This is a genomic window from Vibrio sp. Hal054 (genome assembly GCF_037162405.1).
In the GTDB taxonomy this organism is placed as follows: domain Bacteria; phylum Pseudomonadota; class Gammaproteobacteria; order Enterobacterales; family Vibrionaceae; genus Vibrio; species Vibrio diazotrophicus.
The window spans coordinates 551,512-575,307 of record NZ_JARLUT010000001.1 but is presented as its reverse complement, the minus strand read 5'-3'; the positions used below and the strand labels follow the sequence as shown (position 1 = coordinate 575,307).

The following is a 23,796-nucleotide window of genomic DNA, read 5'->3' as shown; positions in this document are numbered from 1 at the left end:
CCTTTAGATCGACAATTTGTTAATGCGTTTACCACCGTACAACAAGTTGACGATACAACGAGTGCCGATAATTGCAGTAAACATTGAAGTGAGAATACCGATAGACAGAGTCACCGCGAAACCTTTGATCGCCCCCGTACCCACAGCAAACAGAATGATTGCAGTGATTAAGGTAGTGATGTTCGCATCGGCGATAGTACTGAACGCGTTCGCATAACCTTGGTGAATCGCTTGCTGAGGGTTACGCCCGTCACGCAGCTCTTCACGTATACGTTCAAAGATCAGTACGTTCGCATCCACTGCCATACCTACGGTTAATACAATACCCGCAATACCTGGTAGGGTCATTGTTGCACCTGGAATCATAGACATCACGCCGATGATCAATACAAGGTTGGCAAACAGTGCGACGTTGGCAATCAAGCCAAACTTACGGTAGTAAAGTAGAGTAAACAGCATTACTGCAACCATACCCCAGATACACGCTTGAATACCCATATCGATATTCTGTTGACCCATAGATGGACCAATGGTGCGTTCTTCAACAATCGAGATTGGCGCAATCAGAGCACCAGCACGTAATAGAAGAGCTAGGTTATGAGCTTCAGCCGCTGAATCGATACCGGTAATACGGAAGCTACGGCCTAGAGCAGATTGAATCGTTGCTTGGTTAACCACTTCTTCGTGCTTAACTAAGATAACTTTACCTTCTGGAGTCTTACGACCGCTGTCTTTGTATTCAGCAAACACCGTAGCCATCAGCTTGCCAATGTTCTTTTTAGAGAACGCTGACATCTTCGCGCCACCTTCACTATCCAGTGAGATGTTTACCTGAGGACGACCATATTCATCAGTGCTTGAGCTTGCATCAGTGATGCTTGAACCACCAAGAATGACACGCTTTTTAAGCACGGCAGGGCGACCTTCACGGTCAAACTTAACTTCGCTGCCTGCAGGTACACGACCCGCAGCCGCTGCTGCTAAATCTGCCTTGTCATCCACTTCGCGGAATTCAAGTGTCGCTGTTGCACCAAGAATCTCTTTCGCACGAGCAGTATCCTGAACACCAGGCAGTTCAACGACGATACGAGTTGCACCTTGACGTTGTACCAACGGCTCAGCAACACCCAGTTCGTTTACACGGTTACGTAGGATGCTGATGTTTTGCTCAACAGCGTAGTTACGAATTTCTTGTAGACGAGTTTCAGAGAATTGCGCTTTGAGAACGAATTGATTGTTTTCATCAGAAGCAATGAATGTCATATCGCGGTGTTTTGCTTCTAAAGAGGCTTTTGCTTGAGCAAGCTGCTCAGCATCACGTAACACCACTTCTACTGAATCTTTAAGAGGACGAATTGCACGGTAGCGAATTTTGTCTTCTCGCAGTTCACTGCGGAATGCTTCTTCTTGCTGACTGACCAGTTTTTCCATCGCGGCATCCATGTCTACTTCCATCAGGAAGTGAACACCACCACGAAGGTCGAGACCAAGCTTCATAGGTGCTGCACCTATTGCTTCAAGCCAATCAGGAGTTGATGCTGCTAGGTTTAATGCCACAATCGTGTCTTTACCCAGAGCTTCACTTACGACATCGCGCGCGCTGATTTGAGTATCTGTGTCATTAAATCGAACAAGGATAGATCCATTTTCAAGACCAATGGATTTATGAGAAAGCTGCGCTTTATCTAGCGCTTGAGTGACAGAATCCAGCGTTGACAGATCTACAGAGGCGCCACGCGCCCCTGTAATTTGAATAGCTGGATCTTCACCGTAAATATTTGGAAGTGCATACAAAGCAGAGACGGCAATAACAAATACCACCATCAAGTACTTCCATAACGGATAACGGTTTAGCACAGAGAAGATCCTCTAGCTGTTTATAGAGATTTCAGCGTACCTTTTGGTAATACTGCTGTAATAAAGTCTTTTTTAAGAACGATTTCGTTGTTCTCATTAAGAGCAATAGACACATAATCGTTGTCTTCTGCAATTTTAGTAATGCGACCTACTAATCCACCACTGGTAAGCACTTCATCACCTTTAGCCATAGAAGCCATTAGGTTTTTATGCTCTTTTACACGCTTTGATTGTGGGCGGTAAATCATGAAGTAGAAGATTACCGCGAACATGCCAAGCATGATTAGCATTTCAAAACCACCACCAGCTGAAGTACCAGCTGGAGCCGCGTGTGCTACAGAAATTAGACTCATTGAGAAACGTCCTCTAAGTTGTTTTGTCTAGTTTGAAATCTATTGGGTTGCGCAACGTTGAATTCAAGTCAGGAATAGAGATAAATCCAACTTAGCGCACGAAATTACGTTAATGCCAGCACACATGCTGGCATCAACATTAAGCTTTCTCTTTTTGTAGAGGTGGAACTTCACGATTGCGTCGTGCGTAGAACTCTTCTACAAATTGATCGAAACGGTCTTCATCAATCGCAGTACGGATACTTTCCATCAAACGTTGGTAGTAGCGCAAGTTATGAATGGTATTCAGGCGAGCGCCCAAAATTTCATTACAACGATCTAAATGGTGAAGATACGATTTCGAGTAATTTTTGCAAGTGTAACAATCACAATGCGGGTCTAATGGAGAAGTATCCGTTTTATGAACCGCGTTGCGAATCTTGATTACACCGCCAGTAACGAATAAATGACCGTTACGCGCGTTACGTGTTGGCATAACACAGTCAAACATATCGATACCACGGCGTACACCTTCTACTAAATCTTCCGGTTTGCCAACGCCCATTAAGTAACGAGGTTTGTCTTCCGGTAGCTGTGGACAGGTGTGCTCAAGCATACGGTGCATGTCTTCTTTTGGTTCACCAACCGCAAGACCACCAACAGCGTAGCCATCAAAACCAATCTCAGTCAGACCTTTTACAGAAACATCACGTAAGTCTTCGTATACGCTACCTTGAACGATACCGAATAAAGAGTTCGGGTTTTCAAGCTTGTCAAAATGATCGCGAGAACGTTGTGCCCAACGAAGAGACATCTCCATTGATTTCTTAGCTTCATCATGAGTTGCAGGGTATGGCGTACATTCATCAAAAATCATGACGATGTCTGAACCAAGGTCTTTTTGGATCTCCATAGACTTCTCAGCGTCCATGAAAATCTTGTCACCGTTTACTGGGTTACGGAAATGCACACCTTCCTCAGTGATTTTACGAATATCACCAAGGCTGAACACTTGGAAACCGCCTGAATCAGTCAAGATTGGGCCTTGCCAGTTCATGAAGTCATGCAAGTCACCGTGCATTTTCATTACTTCTTGACCAGGACGTAACCATAGGTGGAAAGTGTTACCCAGCAGAATTTGTGCGCCAGTATCAGCCACTTCTTCCGGTGTCATACCTTTTACCGTGCCGTAAGTACCGACAGGCATAAACGCTGGCGTTTGCACTGTGCCACGTTCAAAAGTCAGCTGACCGCGACGTGCATTGCCATTTTTCTTTTTTAGATTGAATTGTAGTTTCACAAAGCCTCCAAATGTCAGAGAAACAGTCTGACGGATTGATACCTACACCCAGCATTAAATTAACACTAGCCTAGGTACAAACAGCCACCCGGAAAAGTGTCCAGATAGCTTCAAATATAAATCAAGAGTATGACGCTTTTCGCTTCAAATAGTTCTCTTGGTAATGAACATTGCATCACCGTAACTAAAGAAACGGTATTGTTCTTTCACAGCATGCTCATAGGCCGCCATAGTATGTTCATAGCTTGCGAATGCACTTACTAACATAATTAGCGTTGATTCAGGTAGATGGAAATTGGTAATCAAACAATCCACTAACTGATATTGATAACCTGGGAAAATAAAAATCTCAGTGTCACCAAAGAAAGGAACCAACTCAGTACCTTTGCTTAAAGCATCTTGCGCAGCACTTTCTAAAGAACGTACAGACGTTGTGCCTACGGCAATAATACGCCCGCCACGAGCTTTGGTTGCAGCAATCGCATCCACCACTTCTTGAGGTACTTCTACGTATTCTGCGTGCATGTGATGATCGTTGATATTGTCTACACGAACAGGTTGGAATGTTCCAGCCCCTACATGCAAAGTGACATAAGCAAACTCAATACCTTTAGCTTTGATTTGCTCAAGCAGTGTTTCATCAAAATGCAGACCTGCCGTTGGCGCAGCTACCGCGCCTGGCTTCTGGTTATAAACCGTTTGGTAACGTTCTTTATCTGCATCTTCATCTGGGCGATCGATGTAAGGTGGCAATGGCATATGACCGATGTCATTTAAAATTTCCAATACGGCTTTTTCGTCCGTAAAGCGAATTTCAAACAGCGCATCATGACGCGCAACCATCACTGCATGATATTCATCATTTTCACCCAGATACAATTCTGTATTCGGCTTTGGTGGCTTAGAAGAGCGAACATGAGCAAGAATCGTGTGCTCATCAAGCATACGCTCAACCAATACTTCGAGTTTGCCCCCCGAGGCTTTACGGCCAAACATACGAGCAGGAATAACACGGGTATTGTTAAACACTAAAAGATCACCCGGTTCTACCAGGTCGAGCACATTTTTAAAGGTGCTATCGGTTAATGCACCAGTATTACCGTTCAACTGCAGCAAACGGCTGGCTGTACGGTCTGCTTTTGGATAACGAGCGATCAGCTCGTCTGGAAGTTCAAAATGAAAATCTGAAACTTGCATGACTGTATATTCGTTCTCTTCAGGGTTTAGCGATGAATCTTTTCGCGGCGCGGTAGTATATACCTAAGCCACATCAAGATACAGGATTGTGCACCACTAACCGCCAATGAATCAGCAATAGTTTGTAATCAACGATGAATTCGCTCAATTCGAGATAAAAGTGGTCAAGCTCTCAGATATTTGTCCGCAGAAAAACTATGCTTTAAACAAGAACCAACGCGTTATTACAAGCCTGAAGAGATAGGAGTTGGATATGATTAAAGTCGAAGACATGATGACTCGTAATCCACATACATTACTGCGTTCAAACACACTCTCTGATGCCAAACACATGATGGAAGCGTTAGATATTCGACACATTCCTATTGTCGATGCAAATAAAAGGTTACTTGGTGTCGTAACACAAAGAGACATACTGGCCGCACAAGAATCGAGTCTGCAAAAAACCTCAAGCACCACTTCGTATACGGACGACTCTCCGCTTTATGAAATCATGCATACCCAAGTAATGAGCGTATCGCCTCAAGCGGGGCTAAAAGAAAGTGCTATGTACATGCAGAAACACAAAGTGGGCTGTCTGCCTGTCCTCGCTAAAGGAGAATTAGTCGGAATTATTACCGATAGCGACTTTGTCTCGATTGCAGTGAGTCTTCTTGAGTTGCAAGAAGAAGTAGAACCTGAAGAAATTGAAGATGATCTATAACGATATTTTCATTTAATCAGCCCCTTTCTCATCATTTATGAAAGGTTAGTATTCAATAATATTAACCTTTACTTCTCTGCCTTACCTTACAAACCCCAGCCCTTGTCAGACAGTTCCTCCCACAGATGTAGGATTGTTTTTTTTGACCTGTGGTTATGTCATACAAAACAAATTTATCTATATAAAACAAAATGTTATAGAACACACTCAACTATGGACATTTTTGGATGATAGTGATTAGTTGTATAAAATTTGGCTAATTCCGTTTGTCCACATAGAAGAAACACATGCTTAATAGAATCACCAAGGTATCGTATAAAATATACTTAATCATTGCCTTTACGACGCTTTCAACTCTGATCATTTCAGGGGTTGCTGCGTTCGCGATCAAAAAAATTCAATCTGATTTCAATGATTTCAGACAAGCAAACCAAAACGCCATTCAAGCAAGTAACGTTCAAGAACACATGCTAACGGCACGCATTCGAGCTTTGACTTTCCGCGCTAGCGGCGACGATAAAAGCTTCAACGATGCAGTTAACGAACTCAAGGCAACGGAAAGCATTATTCAAACTGAGATCGCTAACAGCATTTATCCGCAGCAGGTGACACTTCTTACTGGTATGAAAAATAGTGTCAATAAGTACGAAGCTGAACTGAATGAAGTGAAAAATTTAATGCAGCGCAGAAATGAACTTGTGCGCGCGAACCAGTCTGTAACTGAAGAACTACAAAAGCATATCAGTCAACTTCGTAACAACAGCGCAAGCATCAATATGGACCTTTTTGAAAGTGTGATTGAAACGGAATATCAATTTACCATCGCGCTGCAACACGCTACTAACTTCCTCGTTGACAACGATGAGAAAGACTTTGAACTTTACCAAAGTGCATTTGCTCAACTGCAAAAAATGATGATTGAGTTCGATAAAACTTATCCGCAGTATCGTAATGGCACTGTCGTTAAACAAGTTGATGTCTTTAATCGCAACATTGAAGAGATATTTTCAATCATTGGTCAACGTAACGAAATTTGGTATGTAAACCTAGCCAATTTAGGGAACCAAATCACAAATAATATCGTTGACATTAAGCAAAACTCATTTGACAGCCAAACGAAGCTTGCACAACAAGTTTCAGATGTTGCTGAAAGTGCAGTATTAACTGTCATTATGGCTTTAGTGATTTCAATGCCGCTGGTGATGTTAATTTGTCAATGGGTTACTCGCAGTATCACAGGTCCAATTAATACCACCAAATCCATTATTGAACGCATGGCTAATGGTGAGTTACATACTAACCACACTGTCGAGGGTGTTGATGAAGTAGCACAAATGCGCATCTCACTGGGTCAAATGGAACAGAAATTCTACAGCACAGTAGAAGAGATTACACAAAACTGTGAAATGCTGGCTTCTGCTTCAGAGCAGCTATCGGCTATCAACCACGAAGTTTTGCAAAGCTCTATTACTCAGCAACAAGAGACTGATCAAGTTGCTACTGCAATGAATGAAATGTCTGCGGCAATTAATGAAGTGGCTGTTGGTGCGAATACTGCGTCTCAAGAAGCTGAATCTGCAACTGAAGAAGCAAACAAAGGCATGACAGTCATGTCATCGTCGATGGAGAAAATCAGTTCTCTTGCTCAACAAATGGGTGACCTAAGTGCAGAAATTTCAACTCTTCGCACTGGTACTGAAGAAGTTGGCGATGTAATGAATGTGATTCAAAACATTGCAGAGCAAACAAACCTTCTTGCACTCAACGCAGCGATTGAAGCGGCTCGAGCAGGTGAACAAGGTCGTGGTTTTGCTGTTGTGGCAGATGAAGTCCGACAGTTAGCGCAGCAAACGCAAAAAGCAGTTGAAAAGATTGAAGGTCAAATCACCACCCTTCAAACCAATACCTCTCATGTTGTAGAGTCTATCAATGCAAGCCAAACAATGCTTGAAGAGACGGTGACACAGTCTGAATCGGCAAATGTGGCATTCTCAACTATTACCGAGAGCGTCGCTCAAACCAACAACCTAAATACTCAGATTGCAACAGCAACAGAAGAACAAAGCACAACAGCAGAGATGATCAGTGAAAGCATCACGGTCGTTCGTGACAAAGTAGACCAAACAGTCAACATGGTTTCAGACAGTAATCAAGCATCACAAGAGCTGGCAAAAATGTCAGTGTCACTTGCGGAATTGATGCGTTTCTTCAAGCTGAAATAATCACCTTGGCAAACAGTGAAAGTAAACAGCTGGATTTTTATCCGGCTGTTTGTTTTTCTGCCGAAATAACCATTTTTCTCTCAATTCGTGTCTTCGTTGCAACCTTATGAAATTAAAAAAGTACAAATCTATCTCAGGCATAACCTCCTATTCGATGTCACTCATTGTTGCTCTATGCACTGTGATCAGTATTTTTTCAGCGCTTATTTTTATTTCTTTAGATAAAGATGCAGAAATTATTAATCTGTCTGGCTCTTTGCGAATGCAAAGCTATCGCCTTGCTTATGACATCACAACAAACAACTCAGAGAATAAACTCAAGTACATAGAGAAATACGACTCGGTACTGTACTCAGATGCTCTAAAATCCGTTACAGACTGGCACTCAACTAACGAAATCAAGACCCACTATTTTCAAGTGGCTAGGCACTGGGAAAGCATTAAAGAAAAGCTGCTCACACAAAGAGAACAAGAGGTTCTACTTATCATTCCGAGTTTTGTCGATATCATTGACGAGCTGGTATACAACATCCAACTTCACTCAGAAAACAAATTTCATTATTTGATCTGGATAAGCTCTATCGGGCTATTGCTAGTCGGGTTAATAGTGATTTACTTTGTGCATTACATTAACCATAAGGTTGTTGGCCCTATCGTTCAATTATCTAATGCAAGTCAAAACATTCGTCTGGGTAACTTCGGTATTGAGCTTGATTACCACCTCAACAATGAAATTGGTCTTCTATCTTCCACTTTTCATCGTATGGCGGAAAAGATGGGACATATTTACTCTGGGTTGGAGCTGTCACTTAGCCAAAACAACCAAGCCTTGGAACTGGCAGTAGAAGAAAACGTTTTGCTCTCCAAGCTCTCGATTATTCTTCTTAACTCTGAGCCACACCAAAATAAGCTGGAATCAGCTATCAGCCTTATTCAGGATTTAGATGCGGTCTCATATATAGCATTAGAATGGAAAAGCGCAGACAAAGAAGAGTCAATTGCAGTATCACAAGGAACCAAGAATAGCGAACTACTCTATACCTTTCCGTTGATGTACAAAAATGTCATTGTAGGAACGCTAAGCTGCCAGAGTGAATACAAGCTATCACTGCTAGAAACTGTTGCTCCCATTTTTGCCAAGTACCTGCATTCATTCAACAAATAAGGGTGCCTAAAACGGTCACGACAACTCAACACTTTGAGATCTAGCGACAAAAAAAGCTGCCTTATTGGCAGCTTTTTAGGATTACAAATAAATATGAAATATCTAACTAGAGCAAGATAGCTGATATTTGTCTCGGTATAAGCTTTCATCTGCTCGTAAAATGGCCGCTTCAATACTCTCAAACTCTTCTTTTTCAGTCACACCCGTAGCCACTGATACCCGCATACTCGTTGGTTCAATAACAGAAGAACGGACTTCACTTTTCAGTTGATCAGCGAGTGCTTCCGCTGTGTCTATGTCACAATCTGGTAAGACGACAATGAATTCATCACCACCGTTTCGAACCAAATAGCCATCATAACCAAATACGATTTTCATAGAGTCCGCAATATGTTTGATCGCTTTATCTCCAATCGCATGGCCAAACAAATCGTTAATTTTCTTTATTTTGTTGCCGTCAATTGCAATAACACTGGTTTTCTTATTTGATGTTGCAAAAATGAATTCGTCTTCTTTGAATATTTTACGGTTGTACAAGCCAGTCAGTTCGTCTTCATTTGCTGAAATAAGCACTTTCTTAAGCAGATTACGGCTATAGCGGGAATCGTCCCATTTCCAGTAAACAAAGAAAGCACAAACAAAGAGAATCGCCCATAGCCAGAAAAATTCAATGGCAATATTCGATGATGAGAGTTTATAAATGATCCGACTTCGATTATCAGTGATGTGTTCACGGGTATAAGTACGGCCAAAGTTAATATTCATATGCTCAAATATGGTACTTTTAAAGCTGTTGTTTTTTTCTGTTCTAAACGTTAAACCATGATCCCAAGACACCGGGATGTGAAGATCGACAACAAAGTCACCAACGATTTTTTTGGTGGAAAAGTCCCTTACCGGTGACGACATAGACATAATGTAAGCACCTGACAATAAGTCTTTATACACAGGGGAGACAATGACTCTATCGATCAATTGAAATGGCCGAGCATATATCGAGCACGTTTCGGTTATGCTACAACGTTCAATACCGAAAAGTTCTTCTGAAATTGGAAAGTCAGGGAGCAGTTCATGAGTAAAAATCTTCTTTCCTTCATAGGAACGAAAGTACATAAATACATCTTTGGAATCGAATAGCGAAGGAACATACTTATTGCTGAGCTGCATGACTCGGATGATGGTACGCTCATTTTCTGTCAGCTCTTCATGCCCTTCAACGGCATAACTGTAAACTTCATACTCCTCAAGATTTGAATCATTGATTAGCACAGGTAACTGACGCTCAGTTTCAGCCAGCAGCCCAAGAAGAATCATTTTCTGTTTTTTGATTTCTAACGTTTTTACGATGGAATCAACATGGGTGAATTTCCCGTTTACCAGTCTTTCCATATTGAAAGATATAATGGCGTAGAACAGAGAAGTGCTAACAAGAAGAGCAACAACTGAGATTTTAAAGTAGCGCATCATGGATGTGTAGTGAGTCAACTTAGCGCTGATGAACATCAAAAAGGCTGAGAGCTTCAATCGGCATTGGTCTCCCCGTCAAATATCCCTGACAGACATCCACACCCAAACTCTGCATTAGCTTCCAAGTGGCGTCGTCTTCAACCCCTTCAGATACGAGATTGATATGTAAACCTTTAGAAAGTGTACACATGCTGCGTATAATTGACTGCTTCGTGGTATTGCTCAGACAGCCAAAAACGAAATTCTTATCGATTTTAATTTCAGTAAATGGCAAATGAGAGAGCTTGAGATAAGACGAGCTACCAGTACCAAAGTCATCAATTGAGATACCCACACCATATAAACGCATGCGCGTTACATTGGTGATCATTTCAATCGATTCGTTGTAGATATCCTGCTCTGTCAGCTCAAGCGTTATCAGACTAGGATCAACCGCGTGATGAGTGCATTGCTCCAACAGGTAATCGGCAAAACTTGGAATCTCAAGATCTTGCTGCGTGACGTTAATTGCCACACGACATTGAATTCGATTTTCAGAAAGATCCGACAACACATTATCGAGAACGACTTTGAACAAGTGATACTCCATTCCTCCGTCATGCAACATCGGGATAAAGATATCGGGAAAAATCATACCTTTGCTCGGGTGAACCCAACGAGCAAGCGCTTCTAGCCCAACAATCTTGCCGGTGGTGTAGTCTAACTGTGGCTGATAGTAGTTTTTAAACTGACCTTGTTGTAGAGCATTAACCAACTCTTCCATATCAACCGATTTTAGTTTCTGTTTAATCGCAGTTTTCTTGATGATGGCTTCTTTTTGAAACATCTCTTCCAAAACAGAATCCAAAACAGGCTTCTTCAGTTCATAAACATTGGAAAAACCAAGTTTCTTACTCATGTACGTTAATGAGGAAATGATAGAGCTTTCGACACTACTGGTAATAGCCAAAGCACCTTGATAACCAATATTATCTAAGTTACGGATCAGAGTGATACCGTCCATTCCGGGCATCATGATGTCACTGAATATAATGTCAAACTGATGTTCAGAAACAGCATGCAATGCTTCCTGACCACTGTTACAGGTCATTAGCTTGGTCATGCCGAATTTGGTTAATTGGCGTTCCATCGCGCTTAACTGTATTGGGTTATCATCGACAATTAAAGCTGCGAGTTCTTTCATAGGTATCAATTTACTTTTACAACGTGAATGTTAACGAATTTATATAGCTTCACACTTAAACAGCTATGTAAACCACCGACGAACTGTGGATTGTTTATTCAGTGGGAGGTAATGTCAAACAATGGATATTTATATATTCATTTTAACTGATTGAATTAATTACACTTATTCAAATATTAAAAATAAGGCACGATAATAAAAGAATTTTCCTACGCCCTAGTTCTAATATTGACGACGAAATATATTTCTAGCTGTAACAATTTAACTAACAAAAAAAGAGCGGCCGAAGCCGCTCAAAGTTCATGCACAGAAAAAGTTATTATCAATGGTTTTTAAAACTGGTCTTCTTCAGTGGAACCAGTAAGGGCAGTAACCGATGAATTTCCGCCTTGGATAGTGTTGGTCATCTTATCGAAATAGCCTGTTCCCACTTCTTGCTGGTGAGCAACAAAGGTGTAGCCTTTTTCAGCCGCAGCAAACTCAGGACGTTGAACCATTTCAACATAGTGACGCATACCTTCACCTTGAGCGTATGCGTGTGCCAACTCAAACATGTTGAACCACATGTTATGAATACCCGCCAATGTAATGAACTGGTACTTGTAACCCATGTCAGAAAGCTCTTGCTGGAACTTAGCAATGGTTTCTGCATCAAGGTTCTTCTCCCAGTTAAATGATGGCGAACAGTTATAAGCCAGCAATTGATCTGGGTACTCAGCAAGAATTGCTTCGGCAAACTTACGCGCTTCATCCAGATCCGGTTTCGCTGTTTCACACCAAACAAGGTCAGCATAAGGTGCATACGCAAGACCACGTGCAATCGCTTGATCAATACCAGCACGTACACGATAGAAACCTTCGCTGGTTCTCTCGCCGACAATGAAGTCAGCATCGTATGGGTCGCAATCTGAAGTAAGCAGGTCTGCCGCATTCGCATCAGTACGTGCGATAACCAGAGTCGTTGTGCCCGCAACGTCAGCCGCTAAACGTGCAGCAATCAGTTTTTGTACCGCTTCTTGAGTAGGTACCAGAACCTTCCCGCCCATGTGGCCACATTTTTTCACTGATGCAAGTTGGTCTTCAAAGTGAACCCCTGCCGCACCCGCTTCAATCATAGACTTCATCAATTCATAAGCATTGAGTACGCCACCAAAACCCGCTTCCGCATCCGCAACAATCGGTAGGAAGTAATCAACGCCTTCTTCTGGAGTTACACCATTTGACCATTGAATCTGGTCCGCACGGCGGAAAGAGTTATTGATTCGCTTAACCACGCTCGGTACTGAGTCTACAGGGTAAAGTGATTGGTCTGGATACATTGTTGATGCCGTGTTGTTATCAGCAGCAACCTGCCAGCCTGATAGGTAAATAGCTTCAATACCCGCTTTTGCTTGCTGTACAGCCTGACCGCCGGTTAACGCACCTAAACAGTTCACATAACCTTTCTTGGCACTGCCATTAACCAGTGACCACAGTTTTTCTGCACCACGTTGTGCAATCGTATTCGCTGGAGTAATTGAACCACGTAGGTTCACCACTTCTTCAGCGGTATAAGTGCGTTTTACGTTGTTCCAACGAGGATTCGTTGCCCAATCTTTTTCTAACGCTTCAATTTGTTGGCGGCGTGTCAGTGTCATAATCTATCCCTCTTGATATGAGCGTCCTTTCGCAATCAGTACTGCATTCGCTGATTTTGATCTGACTATTTTTGTTTCACGTTAATGTTGTTATTGGTTATAGGTTTTGCTTAATCTAAATATTCGTAACCCGGTACGGTTAAGAAATTGGTCAACTCATCACTGGTGGTGAGTTTCTCCATCAGCTCAGCGGCTTCGCTAAATCTGCCAGAGTTAAAACGTTCTTCACCCAGTTCTGATTTCACCACCTCAATTTCTTCGCCAAGATACTGACGGAACAGCTCTTTGGTTACGGTCTGACCGTTATCCAGCGATTTTTCATGTTGTATCCACTGCCAAATTGAAGTGCGCGAGATTTCTGCTGTCGCGGCATCTTCCATTAGTCCGTAAATCGGTACACAGCCATTGCCGGAGATCCAAGCTTCGATGTACTGCAGCGCAACACGAATGTTGTGTCTCATCCCCTCTTCACTTCTTACACCTTCACATGGCGCTAATAGTTCTTCGGCGGTGATAGGCGCATCAGACATACGGCTGATGTCGAGCTGATTGCTGCGTTGACCAAGTACTTGGTTGAAAACATCCATTGCAGTGTCGGCAAGCCCAGGGTGAGCAACCCACGTGCCATCATGACCGTTATTCGCTTCTAACAATTTGTCATTGCGAATCTTGTCCTGAACCCGTGCATTCACTTGTGGGTCTTTGGCTGGAATGAATGCCGCCATACCTCCCATCGCAAATGCTCCACGCTTGTGACAGGTATAAATCAGTAAGCGCGAGTAAGCGTTGAGGAATGGTTTATCCATCGTCACAACTTGGCGGTCAGGGAGTACACGGTCAGCGTGTTTTTTCAGAGTTTTGATATAACTGAAGATGTAATCCCATCGACCGCAGTTGAGGCCAACAATGTGTTCTTTCAGTGCAAACAGAATTTCATCCATCTGGAAAACTGCAGGTAGTGTTTCAATCAGTACCGTGGCTTTGATGGTGCCGGTTTCTAAACCAAAGTAGTCTTCGGTGAAATGGAAAACATCACTCCACCATTTCGCCTCTTGATACGCTTGCAGTTTTGGCAGGTAGAAATAAGGGCCACTGCCTTTTTTCAACAGAGCTTTGTAGTTATTGAAGAAATACAAAGCGAAATCTAACAACGCTCCCGGAATAATCTGTCCGTCAAACGTGACATGTTTTTCACGTAGATGCAGACCTCGTACGCGACAAATCAGTACCGCTGGGTCTTCCTTGAGTTGATAGTTTTTGCCGTTGTCTGGATTGGTATAACTGATGGTGCCATTCACTGCGTCTCGCAAGTTGATTTGACCATCCAAAACCTTATCCCAAGCTGGAGACATTGAGTCTTCGAAATCAGCCATGAATACTTTTACGTTTGCATTCAGAGCATTGATCACCATTTTGCGATCAGTTGGCCCCGTAATTTCAACACGGCGATCCTGTAAATCATTTGGAATACCAAGGATTTTCCAGCTTCCTTCGCGAATATCTTTGGTCTCACTCAGGAAGTCTGGCAACTGACCGTTATCGATTGCTTGCTGTTTACGTTCACGCTCTGCAAGTAACTCATCGACTCTTGCTGCATAACGAACACACAGTTCCGATAAGAAAGCTTGCGCTTCACTAGGAAAAATTGCTTCGTGCTCTGAGTTGAGCTCTCCAGTGATTTTTAATCGGGAACAAAAACTAGCATCTCTCTCGAGAGCAATATTCGAATCTGACGTTTGAGCGAACATATCTTCTTCCTTTTTATTTAAAATTTCATTTGTAACTTTAAAACTACAAATTGAATTTTTAATTTCCTGAGCCTTCCTTGCTTCCCATGCCTATACAATCCCTCAAACAACATCAGACTGCAACGTATTTAAGACTAGACATAGGTCTACAAAACCTAAACAAACACTAACTTACAAAGGGGTTTAGTAAAAGCCCAAAAATGCATATCGGCAAAATTCAAAGTTTTGTTCGGTTGATATTTTAAGTACTTCGCAGGCAACAAAAATGTAATTAATTACGTAATATAATTACATTAAAAATCGAAGTGTAAAATCGCTTTAAACAACAGCAAAGGCGCTTTGAAGATCAAAGAGTGCAGAAGTGGTGGTAGCTTAGACGGAGAAAGCCGTTTTTCTTTAAACATCGAGCAAGACAAAAACTGTAAAATTTACTTTGTGAATTTTTACAATTTTATGAAAGCTTCATAATTTTTAGTCTTGTGAAATTTCACAGAAAAAGCGATTCGAAAAGTATAAAAAACTAAAAAATGCACCTTCACCAGTGCATTTTAACTATAAGATGATCGTCTATATTTGCGAACCAATTGAAGTTTCTACTCAGCAAAGAGCGAATAAGGTGTTCAAAGTCTGTAAAAAGCAGAAACCTCAACCGGCAGGACATGCGACTAAGCGCTACAACATCTCTGAAAGCAAATCCGCAAGGAGGTTAAAAGTATGACTGCGAGATGAACTTGGACGCCATATCAAACCAATCTCCCTATAGGCCTGCTGACCGGGAGGATCGATAACCACGAGATTCTGGTTTTCTAATAGACCGTGTTCAATCGCCATTTGTGGGATAAACGTCGTCCCCAATCCATTGGCAACCATCTGTACTAAGGTATGTAAACTCGTGGCTGTGAATGGATTAATCTTCTCTTTCTCTGTTAGCTTACAGGCAGAAACCGCGTGTTCCGTTAAGCAATGTTCGTTCTCCAACAAGAATACAGATTCATCAGGCAAGTCTGCGTACTTAATGGGAACTCGAATCGCATCGGCTTGATGTCGGCTGATCACCATACGAAAAGCATCTCGGCCGACAATGCGACTTTCCAGATTTCCAATATCCATTGGCAGAGCCAAGATCAGAACATCTAACTCTCCATTTCTCAGGCTCTGAAGCAGATTCGTCGTAGTATCTTCGCGTAGTAAAAGATGCAACTTCGGATAACGCAAGTTAACCTCTTGCACCAAATCCACCAGCAGAAACGGCGCTATTGTCGGGATACAACCCAGTCTCAGTTGCCCTTCCATCGCATCGGTTTGACACAGTTTACCAACTTCGACTAAATCCTGTCCTTTAGCGAGTAGCTCTCGCCCTCTTTTTACCACCTGCTCTCCGGCAAGGGTAAAAACCAGAGGACTTTTTTATCTTTCTTTTCATACAGCGGGCAACCAATTAACTCTTCAAGGTTTTGAATGCCTTTGCTCAAGGTAGATTGACTCACAAAACAACGTAATGCCGCCTCGCTGAAGTGGCGGGTTTCATGCAGTGTCACTAAGTAATGAAGCTGCTTTAAGCTTGGCCATTTATTCATAGTAATTATTATCTTTGAGGTATTTCGGTTCAGTGAATTATGATTTGGGCTATTATCGCTTTTTTCGATTAAGTTAATCTATTTAATTCGCTTTTTTCTATTTAAGAAAATGTACTATAGTTTGTCTCGTACATACATGGACTAAGCCGACAACAATGAAAGTCGGCTTATCATAATTTAATGCTTAGGAGCAAAAAAATGGTACTAGTAGGTCGTCAAGCCCCTGATTTTACTGCTGCTGCGGTACTTGGTAACGGTGAAATCGTTGATACATTCAACTTCAAAGAATTCACTAAAGGTAAGAAAGCAGTTGTATTCTTCTACCCTCTAGATTTCACTTTCGTTTGCCCATCTGAATTGATCGCATTCGACAAGCGTTTTGAAGACTTCCAAGCTAAAGGCGTTGAAGTGATCGGTGTTTCTATCGATTCTCAATTCTCTCACAACGCATGGCGTAACACTGCTATCGCTGATGGCGGTATCGGTCAAGTTAAATACCCTCTAGTTGCTGACGTTAAGCACGAAATCGTAAAAGCTTACGATGTTGAGCACCCAGAAGCTGGCGTTGCTTTCCGTGGTTCTTTCCTAATCGACGAAGACGGTCTAGTACGTCACCAAGTTGTTAACGACCTACCACTAGGCCGTAACATCGACGAAATGCTACGCATGGTTGACGCACTAAACTTCCACCAAAAACACGGTGAAGTTTGCCCAGCACAATGGGAAGAAGGCAAAGCAGGTATGGACGCATCTCCTAAAGGTGTTGCAGCATTCCTATCTGAGCACTCAGACGATTTAGGCAAAAAGTAATCACTTCTTAGCCCGCGCTCAACTCGGGTTAATGGTTGGACAATATATAAAGCGATAACGCACCGCCAATCAGTTAAGAAGTAAAGTCTTGTAAAAGCTCAAAGCATCCGCTTTGAGCTTTTTTATTGGGCAAAAGATCGCACAAGCCATTAGATAAAAACATCGCTGATTGGTATACACTTATCCCCACATCAAACAGCTGCGAGCCAATCATGAACTACAACATCGAAGTGTGTATCGACAATCTAGAATCTCTACATTTAGCGATCGAAGGCGGTGCCAACCGCATCGAACTTTGCTCTTCTTTGGCTTTAGGTGGACTCACACCAAGTTTTGGCATGATGAAGCAAGCTGCGAGAATTTCGTCTATTCCTGTTTATGCCATGATCCGCCCTCGCCAAGGCGATTTCCTTTACGATGAAGACGATATGGAGTCCATGTTGTATGACATTGATGCGGCGGCTGAAGCGGGCTTACAAGGTATCGTGTTTGGTATTCTTACTGCTGAAGGGAAGGTTGATATTCAGAAATGCGCCCGAATCGTCAATCACGCCAAACTCAATGGATTAGGTGTCACTTTTCATCGCGCCATCGATCAATGCCACGACTATCGCCAAGCATTAGAAGACATCATCGAACTCGGCTGTGAGCGAGTACTAACTTCAGGTCTCGCCAGCAATGCATTAGCGGGGGCAGATGTCATCGCAGACATGGTACAACTTGCAGATGGACGCTTATCCATTATGGCGGGAGCAGGTGTATCAAGTGACAACGTGGATGCCATTGTCACTCAAACCTTGGTCAAAGAAGTGCACTTATCCGGAAAATCAACGCGAGCAAGCCACATGACGTTGGTGGCAAACAGCGCCAAAATGGGCAATCAAAACCTCGATGACTTCATCGTCCCTGTGACGAATCCAGAAGCCATTCGCAAAGTCGTAGAAATTGTAAAATCGTTTTAGTGCTGACGATTAGCGTTCAATTTTAACGTAACGCATCGTCTATAGACTGTTCGCCCAAGTGGCGAACGTCTTTGCCTTTAACAAAGTAGATGATGTATTCACAGATATTCTGGCAACGATCGCCAACACGCTCAATCGCACGAGCTGACCACATCACTTGCAAAATATGCGGGATGTTTTTCGGGTCTTCCATCATATAAGTCATCAACTGACGAATCACAGATTCGTACTCTTTATCTAACTTATCGTCCAGCTTATACACTTCTGCTGCGGCTTCCACATCCATACGGGCAAAGGCATCCAAGACTTTGTGCAGCATGGCTACGGCACTACGACATAGCGGTTCTAGAGACACCTGAAAGTGACTCTCTTTAGAGGAAGGGCTTTCAATAGCCACATAGGCCATCTTGGTTGCAACATCACCAATACGTTCGAGATCAGTAATGGTTTTGATGATCGCCATAATCAAACGCAGATCTTTTGCCGCAGGCTGACGCTTAGCGATAATGCGAGTGCATGCTTCATCAATCGATACTTCCATTGCATTCACTTTGTGATCATCACGCACCACCTTTCTTGCAAGCTCAATATCCTGCTTATTCACCGCTTGCATCGCGAACGAAAGCTGCTGCTCAACCAATCCACCCATGGTTAACACATGCGTACGAATGGATTCAAGCTCAACGTTGAATTGACCAGAGATGTGGCGACCTAACTGCATGATGGTTCCTTAACTCGCAAAGTTCTTCTGCAAAAACTGCTTTTGTTCGTTTATCCGTATCGACCAGTAATGTAGTCTTCGGTTTTCTTTTTCAATGGCGAAGTAAAAATAGAGTCCGTATCTGAGTACTCGATCAATTTTCCCATATGAATAAAGGCGGTATGGTCACTCACCCTTGCTGCTTGTTGCATATTATGGGTAACAATCACAACCGTATATTTGGTTTTCAGCTCGTGGATCAGCTCTTCGATCGTCAGAGTCGAAATAGGGTCAAGAGCTGATGTCGGTTCATCCAGCAATAGCACTTCAGGTTCAATAGCAATCGCGCGAGCAATCACCAAACGCTGTTGCTGACCACCAGATAAGCCAAACGCATTTTCGTGCAGACGATGTTTTACTTCGTCCCACAGTGCCGCGGCTCGCAGAGAACGCTCCACCGCATCATCTAACGCTCGACTGTTCTTTATTCCCTGTAAACGTAGACCGTAAACCACGTTCTCGTAAATAGATTTAGGAAACGGATTGGGGCGCTGAAACACCATGCCCACTCGGCGTCTCAGTGTGGCCACATCCACATCCGGATGATAAACGTTTTTACCATGCAGCTTGATTTCACCTTCTACACGACACGCTTCCACTAAGTCATTCATACGGTTGATACAACGCAGCAAGGTCGACTTACCACAACCAGAAGGACCGATAAACGCCGTCACTTGTCCTTTAGGAATGCGCATGGAGATATCGCTCAACGCTTTTGTCTGACCATAGAAAAGGCTCAAACCTTCAATTGAAATTGAGGTTTGCTGGTCAGTTAGATTGTTGACATCCAACGGAGCTTGATAGCCCAAAGTTTGATTAACAGAAAACATGCTTAATCTTGTCCTAAAGTACGATATTTCTCGCGCAAATTATTACGAATGCTGATGGCGGTTAAGTTCAAAGCCACAATAACAGTGACGAGCAAAAATGACGTTGCATAAACCAAAGGGCGCGCGGTTTCGATATTGGTGGTTTGGAAACCTACATCATAAATATGAAAGCCCAAATGCATAAACTTACGTTCCAAATGAACATAAGGAAACTCTGCGTCCACTGGCAAGCTTGAGGCAATTTTTACCACCCCCACCAGCATCAATGGTGCAACCTCTCCCGCAGCACGGGCTATCGCTAATATCAGTCCTGTAATCATAGCAGGGCTAGCCATAGGCAGAACAATTCGCCAAATGGTTTCAAACTGTGTTGCGCCCAATGCTAATGAACCGTGGCGTACCGAATTCGGAATACGGGTTAACCCTTCTTCGGTGGTCACTATCACCACAGGCAGCGTTAATACTGCCAATGTCAACGCTGACCATAACAAACCCGGCGTGCCAAAGGTAGGGGCTGGTAAACGCTCTGCATAGAACACGCTATCGATAGATGAACCTATGGTGTAAACAAAAAAGCCTAAACCAAATACGCCATAAACGATCGACGGTACACCGGCCAAGTTGATGACTGCTACGCGAATAATGCGGGTAAAAGTATTGTCTTTGGCGTATTCATGCAGATAAACCGCAGCAACGACGCCAAGAGGCATCACGATAACCGACATAAGCAACACCAAAAAGACAGTGCCAAAGATTGCAGGGAACACACCGCCTTCGGAGTTAGATTCGCGAGGATTTTCAGATAAAAACGCCCAAACCTGTTTCGACCACTGGGTCAATTTTTCCAAAGCATTCATATCATTCGGATACCAGATATCCAGAATATGACTCACTGGAATTCTCACCCGAGTTCCTGCCATGTCTTCAACAATTAGAGTTTGCTGACCTAGCTGAGTTCTCAGTAAATCCAGATGTTCTTCAGCTTGTTTTCGTTTTTCATCCAGAACTTGCTTTTGTTGCTGATAGGCAACCTGATATTCATCGGTTAACTTACCATTGAGCTCTAAACGTCTTCTCTCCAGTCTCAACTTTTCTGAAGCACTGCTGACAACCCGAATCTCTTGTTCAATCACTGTATCGATCTGCTCACGCAGCGTCGTCACTTCTTGCAATCCTCGCTCAAGAAGCGTTGAAATATAAGCACTGCTCTCACCATCGGCTTTTTCAAATCCGACGGGCTTACCAAAAAACTGTCCGTCACGGGTACGCTCAATCACCGCCCAACCCGTTGGCTTTTCAGGCGCAGAAACGTTGTCTGCCAGCAGTGAAATAAAATCCGCCTGATAGAGGTCTCGGTTTGCAACTTTAATGCTTAAGCGCTCTGCTGTTCCCTCTTCCAAAGCTTCGGCAGACAGAGTGATATTCATCTCTTTCAAATGGCTGACAGGTACACTTTCAGAAGCATATAGCTGCCCGACGATCACTTTGTTAGGCTCTGCTAAGTTGTGCCATTGATACAGAGGTGCAGGCCAGAAATAGGTTAACCCTTTCCAGCCGATCAACAGCAATAATCCAAGAACCGAGATCAAACTTAGGCTCACCGCACCGCCGGTAAGCCATATCCAAGGAGAGCCCGATTTAAACCACTTCAATAACGACATTTAGCTATCCAACCCGTTACAGTGAACGATAACGAGCACGAAGGCGCTGACGAACCCACTCAGCGATCGAGTTCACTGCAAATGTAAACACAAATAAAAGCAATGCAGCCAAGAACAGAATTCTAAAATGCGAACTGCCTACTTCGGATTCCGGAAGCTCTACCGCTATGGTCGCAGACAAAGTACGCATGCCTTCCAGAATGTTCCAATCCATAATTGGTGTGTTACCGGTTGCCATCAAGACGATCATCGTCTCACCCACAGCTCGACCTAAGCCCATCATAATGGCTGAGAAAATACCCGGACTCGCGGTTAACAACACAACATTCATTAACGTCTGCCATGCCGTTGCTCCTAAAGCTAACGAACCGTCAGACAGGTGTTTCGGCACCGAGAAAATGGCATCTTCCGCAATGGTAAATATGGTCGGGATCACCGCAAAGCCCATAGCAAAACCAACCACCAGCGCATTTCTCTGATCGAAATCGATACCGTGTGACGCTAATAGCAAACGTACATCGCCATCAAACAACCACATCTCGATTTCACTGGTAAACGATAATATCAAAGCAACAAAAGCAATCAGCAGAGGGATCAATATTAAAGAGTGCCAGCCATGAGCTTTACGCATAATTGAACGCGGCAACCATGACCAAACCAGCCCCACAGTAAAAATAGCGACAGGTAATAGAACAAATAATGCAGTGATAGATGCCAGATTCGTCTCAACGATCGGAGCAAACCATAATCCAGCTAAGAAACCGATGATCACCGTCGGCAAAGCTTCCATCAATTCAATGGTTGGCTTTACGACGCGGCGCATTTTCGGCGCCATAAAATAGGCAGTATAAATCGCCCCTAAAACAGCAATTGGCACAGCAAACAACATCGCATAAAACGCCGCTTTCAATGTACCGAATGCAATAGGCACCAAACTAAATTTAGCTTCAAAATCATCGCCACCGGATGTCGACTGCCATACGTACTGAGGCTCTGGGTAACTCTCGTACCACACTTTCTGCCACAACGATGAAAATGATACTTCCGGATAGCCGTTATCCACCTCAGCGACACTGATAATGCCGTCAGAATAAGTCGCCAAATAACGTTCGTTGTCTGACATCGCAGCCAATGTCGGTGCTTTGGAATAGGCACGTTCAAAGATCACCAACTTTTCACTGGTGGTGTAATGACTTTGAACCGAACCATTTTTATAAAAACTGTAGAAACCTTTGCGATAGGTATCAGGCAGCAGCATCGTCATTTCTGATGCCAACTTAAACTCGCGGATATGCGTAAGCTTACGCTCGCCCTCTTGTGAATCTGTTGAATGCAAAACATCAAACCACTGAGAGACCAAACCGTCGCTATGAGAAACCAATAGAGAATGAGCACCGGACAGAAGCGTAATGGCGGTAACTTGGTGTTTACTATCACCAAGGCTCAAATCAACAACTTCACGAATGTGAAAACGTAACCCATCACGAAGCACCACCGCAAGGTCTGTGCCTGAGCGGATGTACAAGGTATTCGCATCCGGCGTCAGTACCAACTGGTCGACTTTGCCAAACTGAGTCGGGAATCGAAACTCTCCTTGCTGGTTTTGCGTGGAAGTATCCACCCAACGAACCAACACAGAGCTGTCATCAAGATAGCTGGCAAACACCGCCTCCTCTTCAGTAACTGAAAAGCTGAATTGCTGAACCGTTGACCCTTGAGGAGATAGCTTAAAGTTTTTAGGCAATGACAGATGTTCAAGTTCCGGCGTAAAACCTCGCCCTTGTTTGGTCATTGAATAAAGAAATTGGGGACGAACCACAACCACATTACGTTCGCTATCCGCCATAGCAAACCAGCCAGAATCTCGTGTTGCTGTAGCAAACACAGTCGGTTTTATGTTGAGGTGTTCAATCCAGATCGGAGAACTTTTCTCGTGGTTAAGCAACCAAAATTCGGCGCTCACATCTTTGTCGCTTTCGTTTGAACGAACAATAAAACCACGCTCGCCATATTCATCAATAGCCAGATACTGAGGTGCAGAAGCCGAAATAGGCTGACTGGCAAAATTAGGTTCCAACTTTGAATCTGAAAACAGAGGAAGAACGACCATACCAAGGTAGATAAAGATCAGTACCAAAGCCCCAAGCACACTGACGCCACCGCATGTCACTGCAAGACGAACCAAACGATCTTTGATTAATCGTTTCTGATCTCGTTCTTTCAATGAAAATGTGCTTTGAACCATTTAAAAATCTACCCAATTTGCCAGAATGTCATAGTATGTCGTTTAGGTGACAATTATATTACAAAGCGCATTAAACAACTGAAAATAAAACAACTCTAAGAACAAAAATACTCACTGCAATAAAAATGTCACATTGGAGC

At 43.2% G+C, this 23,796-nt stretch carries 17 protein-coding genes and 1 pseudogene; 5 read left to right on the top strand and 13 right to left on the bottom strand.

The window, feature by feature from the left end; all coding sequences use genetic code 11:
- Positions 1–3: 3 nt before the first annotated feature.
- From secD to queA, 4 genes are all read right to left on the bottom strand, one after another.
- The gene (secD, locus tag P4S58_RS02595; protein ID WP_102954643.1) at positions 4–1,857 is read right to left on the bottom strand and encodes a protein translocase subunit SecD; all 1,854 of its coding nucleotides are present in this window, start codon (positions 1,855–1,857) and stop codon (positions 4–6) included.
- Positions 1,858–1,877: 20 nt separating this feature from the next.
- Positions 1,878–2,210, bottom strand: a complete 333-nt coding sequence (yajC, locus tag P4S58_RS02590; RefSeq protein WP_102954642.1) for a preprotein translocase subunit YajC — start codon at positions 2,208–2,210, stop codon at positions 1,878–1,880.
- 139 nt (positions 2,211–2,349) lie between these two features.
- The gene (tgt, locus tag P4S58_RS02585; protein ID WP_042489645.1) at positions 2,350–3,489 is read right to left on the bottom strand and encodes a tRNA guanosine(34) transglycosylase Tgt; all 1,140 of its coding nucleotides are present in this window, start codon (positions 3,487–3,489) and stop codon (positions 2,350–2,352) included.
- Positions 3,490–3,633: 144 nt separating this feature from the next.
- Positions 3,634–4,686 (bottom strand): tRNA preQ1(34) S-adenosylmethionine ribosyltransferase-isomerase QueA, encoded by a 1,053-nt coding sequence (gene queA, locus P4S58_RS02580; protein WP_102963915.1) that lies wholly within the window; start codon positions 4,684–4,686, stop codon positions 3,634–3,636.
- A 253-nt stretch (positions 4,687–4,939) separates the two neighbouring features.
- Between queA and P4S58_RS02575 the strand changes: the two genes are divergently transcribed.
- From P4S58_RS02575 to P4S58_RS02565, 3 genes are all read left to right on the top strand, one after another.
- The gene (locus P4S58_RS02575; protein ID WP_042489641.1) at positions 4,940–5,389 is read left to right on the top strand and encodes a CBS domain-containing protein; all 450 of its coding nucleotides are present in this window, start codon (positions 4,940–4,942) and stop codon (positions 5,387–5,389) included.
- A 287-nt stretch (positions 5,390–5,676) separates the two neighbouring features.
- On the top strand, positions 5,677–7,611 hold the full coding sequence (locus P4S58_RS02570; RefSeq protein WP_102968361.1) for a methyl-accepting chemotaxis protein: 1,935 nt from the start codon (positions 5,677–5,679) through the stop codon (positions 7,609–7,611).
- A 106-nt stretch (positions 7,612–7,717) separates the two neighbouring features.
- A complete protein-coding gene (locus tag P4S58_RS02565; protein WP_102968362.1) occupies positions 7,718–8,776 on the top strand; it encodes a type IV pili methyl-accepting chemotaxis transducer N-terminal domain-containing protein in 1,059 nt (352 codons plus the stop codon).
- A gap of 102 nt (positions 8,777–8,878) precedes the next feature.
- Here the strand turns inward: P4S58_RS02565 and P4S58_RS02560 are convergent, their stop codons facing one another.
- From P4S58_RS02560 to P4S58_RS02540, 5 genes and pseudogenes are all read right to left on the bottom strand, one after another.
- Entirely contained in the window at positions 8,879–10,300 is a 1,422-nt protein-coding gene (locus P4S58_RS02560) for a GGDEF domain-containing protein (protein ID WP_181461009.1), read from the bottom strand.
- Positions 10,263–11,426 (bottom strand): EAL domain-containing response regulator, encoded by a 1,164-nt coding sequence (locus P4S58_RS02555; RefSeq protein WP_102969654.1) that lies wholly within the window; start codon positions 11,424–11,426, stop codon positions 10,263–10,265. Before P4S58_RS02555 ends, P4S58_RS02560 begins: the two co-directional genes overlap by 38 nt.
- Before the next feature lie 332 nt (positions 11,427–11,758).
- Entirely contained in the window at positions 11,759–13,063 is a 1,305-nt protein-coding gene (gene aceA / locus P4S58_RS02550) for an isocitrate lyase (protein ID WP_102969655.1), read from the bottom strand.
- A 110-nt stretch (positions 13,064–13,173) separates the two neighbouring features.
- The gene (aceB, locus tag P4S58_RS02545) at positions 13,174–14,811 is read right to left on the bottom strand and encodes a malate synthase A (protein ID WP_102969656.1); all 1,638 of its coding nucleotides are present in this window, start codon (positions 14,809–14,811) and stop codon (positions 13,174–13,176) included.
- A 672-nt stretch (positions 14,812–15,483) separates the two neighbouring features.
- Positions 15,484–16,388: pseudogene (locus tag P4S58_RS02540) on the bottom strand (hydrogen peroxide-inducible genes activator).
- A 198-nt stretch (positions 16,389–16,586) separates the two neighbouring features.
- On the opposite strand from P4S58_RS02540, the gene P4S58_RS02535 reads away from it, so the two are divergent.
- Together P4S58_RS02535 and P4S58_RS02530 are read left to right on the top strand one after the other, a co-directional pair.
- A complete protein-coding gene (locus tag P4S58_RS02535; protein WP_042489622.1) occupies positions 16,587–17,198 on the top strand; it encodes a peroxiredoxin C in 612 nt (203 codons plus the stop codon).
- A gap of 212 nt (positions 17,199–17,410) precedes the next feature.
- Positions 17,411–18,160: a copper homeostasis protein CutC gene (locus P4S58_RS02530; protein ID WP_102969657.1), complete on the top strand. Its 750-nt coding sequence runs from the start codon at positions 17,411–17,413 to the stop codon at positions 18,158–18,160.
- A gap of 22 nt (positions 18,161–18,182) precedes the next feature.
- Here the strand turns inward: P4S58_RS02530 and phoU are convergent, their stop codons facing one another.
- The 4 genes from phoU to P4S58_RS02510 are packed head-to-tail and all read right to left on the bottom strand — an operon-like array spanning position 18,183 to position 23,656.
- Complete coding sequence (phoU, locus tag P4S58_RS02525) at positions 18,183–18,881, bottom strand: phosphate signaling complex protein PhoU (protein ID WP_042489618.1); 699 nt, start codon at positions 18,879–18,881, stop codon at positions 18,183–18,185.
- 50 nt (positions 18,882–18,931) lie between these two features.
- Positions 18,932–19,750, bottom strand: coding sequence for a phosphate ABC transporter ATP-binding protein PstB (gene pstB / locus P4S58_RS02520; RefSeq protein ID WP_102954635.1), 819 nt, complete (start codon positions 19,748–19,750; stop codon positions 18,932–18,934).
- A 2-nt stretch (positions 19,751–19,752) separates the two neighbouring features.
- On the bottom strand, positions 19,753–21,411 hold the full coding sequence (gene pstA / locus P4S58_RS02515; protein ID WP_102963924.1) for a phosphate ABC transporter permease PstA: 1,659 nt from the start codon (positions 21,409–21,411) through the stop codon (positions 19,753–19,755).
- A 16-nt stretch (positions 21,412–21,427) separates the two neighbouring features.
- The gene (locus P4S58_RS02510; protein ID WP_102963925.1) at positions 21,428–23,656 is read right to left on the bottom strand and encodes an ABC transporter permease subunit; all 2,229 of its coding nucleotides are present in this window, start codon (positions 23,654–23,656) and stop codon (positions 21,428–21,430) included.
- Positions 23,657–23,796: the final 140 nt, after the last annotated feature.